Genomic DNA, 6,970 nt, shown 5'->3' with positions numbered 1-6,970 from the left:
GCTGAGGCCGGGCTGGTTGGGGCCGGGTCGGGGGCGGTCTGGCCGACGCGGAACGACACTGTCGATGTCGGGCGACGTCGACAGTGTCGTTCCACGTCAGCAGGCGGTGTCGTTCCGGGTCAGCGGCCGGTGTCCTTCCGACTCAGCTGAGCGTGCTGGTCCGGCTGGTCCGGCCCCGCGCCGCGAGCAGCGCCACGACGGCCACCACGGCGGCGGCGAGCATCACGATCGCCAGCGGCGCCGCGGTGTCCGAGCCGCCGATGCTGACGAGCGGGGACACGAGCGCCGCGAGCCCGAACTGCAGGGCACCGAGCACGGCCGAGGCGCTGCCGGCGGCCGAGGGCACGGCACCGAGGGCGAGTGCCGTGGCGTTGCCGAGCACCAGGCCGAGCGAGCCGACCGCGGTGAACAGCGGCACGGCGAGCCAGATGACCGGCGCCCCGGAGACGACGAGCAGCGCGAACGCCACGGTCGACGCGAGCACCAGCACGATGCCGAGCGACAGCACGCCCGTGACCGAACGGGTCGCGGTGAGCTTGGCGGACAGGATGCTGACGCCCATCAGTGCCAGGGCGTTCAGCCCGAAGGCCAGGCCGTAGCCGACCGTGCCGAAGCCGATCATGTCCTGGTACAGGAACGGTGACGCGGAGATGTAGGCCATCATCACGGCGAACGCGAAGCCGAACACGGCGGTGTAGCCGAGGAACGTGCGGGAGCGCAGGGCACGCAGGGCCGAGCCCGAGCCACGGCGTTCCTCGCGCAGGGCGTCGCGGTGTTCCTTCAGGTGGGTCTCGCGGATCACGGCGAGGACCGCGATGAGCATGACGACCGACAGGCCGAGCACGATCGAGAGCAGGCCACGCCAGCCGATCGGACCGGTGAGCAGGCCGCCGAGCAGCGGTGCGACGACCGGGGCGACCCCGCCGACGATCATCATGAGCGAGAACGCACGGGCGGCGGACTTGCCGGTCGCCAGGTCGGAGATGACCGCACGGCTGATCACCATGCCGGCTGCACCGCCGAGGCCCTGCAGCAGGCGGGCAGCGATGAGCACGCCGATGTTCGGCGCGAGCACCGCGGCGATGCTCGCGAGCACGCACACCGCGGCACCGGCGATGAGCGGCGGCACGCGGCCGAACCGGTCGGAAAGCGGACCGAACACGAGCTGGCCCGCGGTCACGCCCACCAGGAACGCGGTCAGGGTGAGCTGGACGGCGGTGGCGCTCGCCCCGAGCTCGGTGGTCATCTGCGGGAACGCCGGCAGGTACAGGTCGGTGGCGAAGGGGGCGACGGCACTGAGCAGGCCGAGCACCAGGAGCAGCGCGGTCGTGATGCCCTGCTGCTTGGTCGTGGGTGTCGCGATCGTCGCGCGGATGGTTCCGGTGTCCGTGGTCATTGTTATGAAAGCATAACTCATCGCCCGAGATCGGTACAGTACGGTCATGCACTCCGCCGTGTCCGACCACGTCCTCGCCGAGTTCGCGGACGTCCTGCTCCGGATCGCGCGCGACATCGACCCGCACGGCTCGGAGACCCTCGACATCGTGCCGCTGACCGGCACCGAGGCGCTCGTGATGCGCTGGATCAACCGCAACCCCGGCACCTCGCCCAGTGCCACCGCCGAGGCCACGGCCCTGCAGCGCAGCAACCTCAGCGTCGCGCTCCGGTCGCTCGTGGCGAAGGGCATGGTCGAGCGGCGCCAGGACCCGGCGGACGCCCGGACCGTGCAGCTGCACTCGACCGCCCTGGCCCAGGAGAGCGTCGACCGGCTCTACCGGCACTGGTCCGGCAAGCTCCGCACGGCCCTCGGTGGCGACGAGCGCGGTGCGGTCGAGGCGCTGGAGCTGCTGCAGCGGATCGACGACGGACTGCGCGCGGGCTAGGCGACAGCGTCCTCGGCAGCGGCAGCGGCAGCGGCAGCGGCGTCGTCGGCAGCGGTGTCGGCATCGTCGGCCGCCTCGTCCTGGATCGGCAGCAGGCGACGCGCGCCGTGCCCCTCGTCGCCCAGGGCATCACCGGGGTTCACGACCGAACACGCTCCGAGCGAGACGCACCCGCAGCCGATGCACTGTGTCATCTCCTGCTGCAGGCGCTCGAGCTCGAGCTGGCGGGCCCGCAGTCGTGCGCGCCACCGCTCGTTCAACCGGTTCCAGTCGCGCAGCGAGGGCATCCGGTCGGCGGGCAGGGCCTCGAACTGCTCGGCGACCTCGCTGAGTGGGATGCCGAGGCGCTTGGCCACCTGGATGATCGCGATCCGCCGTTCGACGTGCCGCGGGTACATCCGCGTGCCACCGTCGGTGCGCTCCGGGTGGATCAGCCCCTTGCGCTCGTAGAAGTGCAGGGCCGAGGCGGCGACGCCCGTGCGGCGCACGATCTCGCCGATGGGCAGCAGGTCGGTGGGACGTGGCGGCTGGATCTCGACCATGGTCGAGATCTTACGGCGGCTCGGACTGGAGGCCCGTGGCGGGCCCGCCACGGGCCTCCAGTCCGTCCGTGGGTCGCGTCTACCGCTGCTGGAACGACTCCCAGAGCAGGAACCCGGTGAACAGCACGAACGGCGTGCAGGCGACCACGTTCAGCCAGCGGTGCTCGACGATCACCGCGGCGAACTCCCGCAGGAACGCACTCGGGACGTAGTACGCCGCCGTGCGCGCGCCGACGACCTGGGCCGGCAGGTCGAGGCGACGGGCCAGGGTCGCGGCCCGCAGCACGTGGTAGTTGTTCGTGACCACGACCATCTGGCCGTCCCGGCCGGCGGCCGTCTGCACGTCCCGCGAGAACCGGAGGTTCTCGCGGGTGTTCCGCGACGCGGTCTCCGCCACGACGTCGTCCGCGTCGGCACCGTGCGCCACCAGGTACTCGGCCATCGCGGTGCCCTCGGGGCGGGGCTCGTCGTCGCCCTGTCCGCCGGACGGCACGAGGAGCGGTCGGCGTCCGGCGGCCCGTTCGGCCCGGTAGACGCCGAGCGCCCGGTCGAGCCGGCTCTGCAGCAGGGGTGGGACCTCGCCGTGCACGAGCCCGGAGCCGAGGACCACGATCGTGTCGGGGACGATGCCGTGCCGCGTCCGCCCGTAGACCACGGAGTACAGGGCGAACGCGACCAGCGACAGCGCGAAGTACCCGCAGACGAACACCATCAGCACGGCGACGGCGATCTTCGTGCCGTCCCACAGCGTGAAGCCCTCACCGCTGCCCGAGACGAGCAGGGCGATGGCGACCGCCGGCAGCACGAACACCGACACGCCGGCGGCGAGCGACAGCAGGTTGCCGACGCTGCGCCCCTCGGCCCGGAGCATCTGCAGACCGTTCGCGACCAGGGCGACGCCGAGCACCACCACGGCGAGCGGCACGAGCAGCAGCACCACGGCGACGAGCAGGCTGAACCCGGGGACCACCCTGGTCAGCACGGCCACGACCGTCGCGAGCCCGAACAGCACGGCCGCCGTCAGGAACACCCCGTTGCGGAGCATCCGCGGGTCCCGTCGCCGCCCCAGGACGTACAGCACCAGGAACAGCAGGGCGAAGACGGGAGCGGCGCCCAGCCCGAGCACCGTCAGCCGACCGCGCGACGGATCAGGTCGGCCACCCGTGCCTCGTCGGCCTCGGAGAACTCGGGGCTGATCGCCCACGACGTGGGCCAGAACGTGCCGTCGTCGAGCGCGGCCGAGTCCTGGAACCCGAGTGTCGCGTAGCGGGCCTTGAACTTGGCGGCGTCCTGGAAGAAGAACACCGCCTTGCCGTCCCGCGCGTAGGCGGGCATGCCGTACCAGAGCTTCGGCGCGAGCTCAGGCGCGACCTCGAGCGCGATGCGGTGGATGCGCTCCGCCAGACCGCGGTCCGGCTGGGGCATCTCGGCGATCTTCGCCTCGACCGCAGCGGCGTCGGCCGCTGCCTTCTCGGCCTTGGTGCCCTTCGTGCCGCGGGCGCGCTTGACCTCTGCGGCGTGCTCCTGCATCGCCGCGCGCTCCTCGTCGGTGAAGGTGGTCTCGGTCTTCGTCGTCCGTGCCATCGTCGTCTCCTCGTGGTCTCGTGCACCCATCATGGGTCCGCGAAGCGAAGCATGCGAGGTCAGGGCCCGATCGAGTGCCAGGCTCGTCCCATGACCTACATCGCCAGTGACGACCGCTACGACTCGATGACGTACCGCCGGACCGGCCGCTCGGGCCTCGACCTGCCGCTGCTCTCCCTGGGGTACTGGCACAACTTCGGGGACGACATGCCCTTCGAGAACCAGCGCGCCATCAGCCGCCGGGCGTTCGACCTCGGGATCACCCACCACGACCTCGCGAACAACTACGGCCCGCCCTACGGTGCTGCCGAGGTGAACTTCGGCCGCCTGATGCGCGAGGACTTCCGGCCCTACCGCGACGAGATGGTCGTCTCGACGAAGGCCGGCTGGGACATGTGGCCGGGGCCGTACGGGCAGGGCGGTGGCTCGCGCAAGTACGTGCTCGCCTCGCTCGACCAGTCGCTGCAGCGCACGGGCCTGGACTACGTCGACGTCTTCTACTCGCACCGCCTCGACGCCTCGACCCCGCTCGAGGAGACGATGGGCGCCCTGCACACCGCGGTCCAGCAGGGCAAGGCGCTGTACGTCGGCATCTCGTCCTACGACGCCGAGCGCAGCCGGCAGGCAGCGGAGATCCTCCGCGACCTCGGCACCCCGCTCCTGATCCACCAGCCCTCGTACTCGATGCTCAACCGCTGGATCGAGACCGAGGGGCTGCTCGACGCCGCCGGCGAGCTCGGCTTCGGCGTGATCGGCTTCACCGCGCTGGCGCAGGGGCTGCTGACCGGCAAGTACCTGAACGGTGTGCCCGAGGACTCCCGCGCGGCAGCGGGCAAGTCCCTCGACGCGTCGAGCATCACGCCCGAGGTCGTCGAGCACCTCCGCGCCCTGAACGACGTCGCGGCCGCCCGCGGACAGTCCCTCGCGCAGCTCGCCCTCGCCTGGGCGCTCCGCGACGAGCGGGTGACCTCACTCGTGATCGGTGCCTCGCGGGTGTCGCAGCTCGAGGACAACGTCGCCGCGCTGTCGAATACCTCGTTCACGGACGAGGAGCTCCGCGTCATCGACGAGCACTCGGTCGGCATCACCGATGTCGACCTGTGGGCGGGAGCCCGCGCAGGCGAGGTCTCCTGACCCGAGCACCACGCCGCAGCAGTCGCTCGGCTGGTCGCATCTCGTTGCTCGGCGGATCCCGCCGACTGGTCACGACACATCGCGGGTCGCCCGCCGACCGGTCACGAACCGTCGGCTGGCGGCGCCGCAGGCGACGGTCTGCGACCGCGCCGCGCACGCCCGACGGGGCGTCGTGACCGCTGCGGGGCCCTGGGCGCGCGGCGCGGCGGCCGGGAGGCGCGGGGCACGCCGCCACGCGCCTCCCGTCCGTCGTCCGGTCGCGTTGCTTCGCGTGGTCGGCCCGCGCCGACCGGTCACGACACGTCGCGGGTCGCCCGCCGAGCGGCCATGAACTGTCGGCTGACGGCGCCGCAGGCGACGGTCTGCGACCGCACCACGGCTGACCGCCGGGACGGCGCCAGGAGCGAACTCCTCCGGTGCGCGGCGGCCGGTTGGTACCATCGACAGCGTTCGACAACACGCAGTGTGTATCTACCGGCCGCCGGCATCCCGGCGGACAACGGCGGCACCCGATGGGTCCGCCGCCACCGAACCGGGCGGGCCGAGAAGGCACAACCCCGATGCTCCAGACCCGCTCAACCGACGCCCCGCCCGCTCCGGACCGCTCACTCGTCTCCCTCGCCGGCCGCTGGTACTTCCCCGTGGCCTTCATCGCCCGGCTCCCGTTCGCGATGATGGTGGTCGGCGTCCTGACCCTCGTCGTCGCCGCCCGTGACTCCGTCGCCCTCGGCGGCATCAACTCCGCCGCCGTCGGCATCGGCTCCGCGATCTTCGGCCCGATGGTCGGCGCCGCGGCCGACCGCTACGGCCAGCGGGCGGTGCTCGTCCCCGTCGGCCTGGTGAACGCGGCGCTGCTCGGGTTCTTCCCGTTCGTCGTCAGCGGCACCGCGCCCGACCTCGCCGTCCTCGCGGTCGCATTCTGCATCGGTGCCTCGGCCCCGCAGGTCGCCCCGATGTCCCGCACCCGGCTCGTCGCGATCATCCGGCAGCGCATGGCCCCGGCGCGGCGCGAGAAGACCCTCAGCGGCACGATGGCCTACGAGTCCGCCGCCGACGAGACCGTGTTCATCATCGGCCCGTTCCTGGTCGGCATCCTCGCCAGCGCGATCGCCCCGTGGGTGGCCGTCGCCGGCGCCTCGGTCCTGACGTTCGTGTTCGTGACGGCGTTCGCGCTGCACCCGACCGGCAAGCTCGTGGTCGGCCAGCACGCGGAGTCGACGCAGGCACCCGCGCGGCAGCTCCTGCGTCCGCGGCTCGTCGTCGTGGTCGGCGGCATCCTCGGCATCGGCCTGTTCTTCGGCTCGACGCTCACCTCGCTGACGGCGTTCATGGAGACCCACGGCGAGGCCTCGCAGGCCGGCCTGCTCTACGGCCTGATGGGCATCGGTTCCGCCGGGTTGGCGCTCGGGTCGGCAGCGTTCCCGCGGTCGTTCGGCCTCGGTTGGCGCTGGCTCGTGTTCGGCGTCGTGCTCCTCGCCGGTGCGATCGCGTTCGCCAGCGCCGACTCCGTCGTCGCCGCGGGCGTCGTCCTCGCGATCATGGGCATCGGGATCGGGCCGACCCTGGTCGCCCAGTACAGCCTCGGCTCCGACCGGTCACCGGTCGGCCGGTCCGCCACCACGATGACGATCCTCGGGTCGGCTGTGATCGTCGGGCAGTCGATCGCCTCCGCCATCACCGGGGACGTCGCCGAGCACCACGGCACCGCCGCCGCGATGCTGCTGCCGGCGGTCTCCGCCGCGATCGTCGTGGTCGCCGCGGTCGGCAACCTGCTGCTCCCGCGCCGGGTCGCGACCGCCTGACCGCGAACGTGACCACCTGCCGAAC

General features: G+C 72.2%; 7 protein-coding genes. 3 read left to right on the top strand and 4 right to left on the bottom strand.

Annotated elements, in window-relative coordinates:
- Positions 1–142: 142 nt before the first annotated feature.
- Positions 143–1,396, bottom strand: a complete 1,254-nt coding sequence (locus tag DEJ05_RS14620) for a multidrug effflux MFS transporter (protein ID WP_111054800.1) — start codon at positions 1,394–1,396, stop codon at positions 143–145.
- Positions 1,397–1,442: 46 nt separating this feature from the next.
- Here DEJ05_RS14620 and DEJ05_RS14615 point away from each other — a divergent pair, with 46 nt between their 5' ends.
- On the top strand, positions 1,443–1,883 hold the full coding sequence (locus DEJ05_RS14615) for a MarR family winged helix-turn-helix transcriptional regulator (protein WP_216852147.1): 441 nt from the start codon (positions 1,443–1,445) through the stop codon (positions 1,881–1,883).
- Here DEJ05_RS14615 and soxR read toward each other — a convergent pair.
- The 3 genes from soxR to DEJ05_RS14600 form a co-directional block, all read right to left on the bottom strand.
- On the bottom strand, positions 1,880–2,425 hold the full coding sequence (gene soxR, locus DEJ05_RS14610; RefSeq protein ID WP_111110771.1) for a redox-sensitive transcriptional activator SoxR: 546 nt from the start codon (positions 2,423–2,425) through the stop codon (positions 1,880–1,882). The two genes, DEJ05_RS14615 and soxR, sit on opposite strands and share 4 nt — an antisense overlap.
- Before the next feature lie 79 nt (positions 2,426–2,504).
- Positions 2,505–3,551, bottom strand: coding sequence for a YdcF family protein (locus tag DEJ05_RS14605; protein ID WP_258376167.1), 1,047 nt, complete (start codon positions 3,549–3,551; stop codon positions 2,505–2,507).
- A gap of 2 nt (positions 3,552–3,553) precedes the next feature.
- On the bottom strand, positions 3,554–4,009 hold the full coding sequence (locus DEJ05_RS14600) for an iron chaperone (RefSeq protein ID WP_196783353.1): 456 nt from the start codon (positions 4,007–4,009) through the stop codon (positions 3,554–3,556).
- Positions 4,010–4,099: 90 nt separating this feature from the next.
- On the opposite strand from DEJ05_RS14600, the gene mgrA reads away from it, so the two are divergent.
- A complete protein-coding gene (gene mgrA, locus DEJ05_RS14595) occupies positions 4,100–5,143 on the top strand; it encodes an L-glyceraldehyde 3-phosphate reductase (RefSeq protein WP_111047715.1) in 1,044 nt (347 codons plus the stop codon).
- Between the two features lie 560 nt (positions 5,144–5,703).
- Positions 5,704–6,945 carry an MFS transporter gene (locus DEJ05_RS14590; RefSeq protein ID WP_111110770.1) on the top strand — a complete coding sequence of 414 codons (1,242 nt, stop codon included), beginning with the start codon at positions 5,704–5,706 and terminating at the stop codon, positions 6,943–6,945.
- The last annotated feature ends 25 nt before the right edge of the window (positions 6,946–6,970 follow it).

The sequence above is a fragment of the Curtobacterium sp. MCLR17_045 genome (assembly GCF_003234405.1).
Classification (GTDB): Bacteria; Actinomycetota; Actinomycetes; order Actinomycetales; family Microbacteriaceae; genus Curtobacterium; species Curtobacterium flaccumfaciens.
Note: the sequence above shows the minus strand (reverse complement) of the source record. Positions and strands in the feature narration are given on the sequence as shown.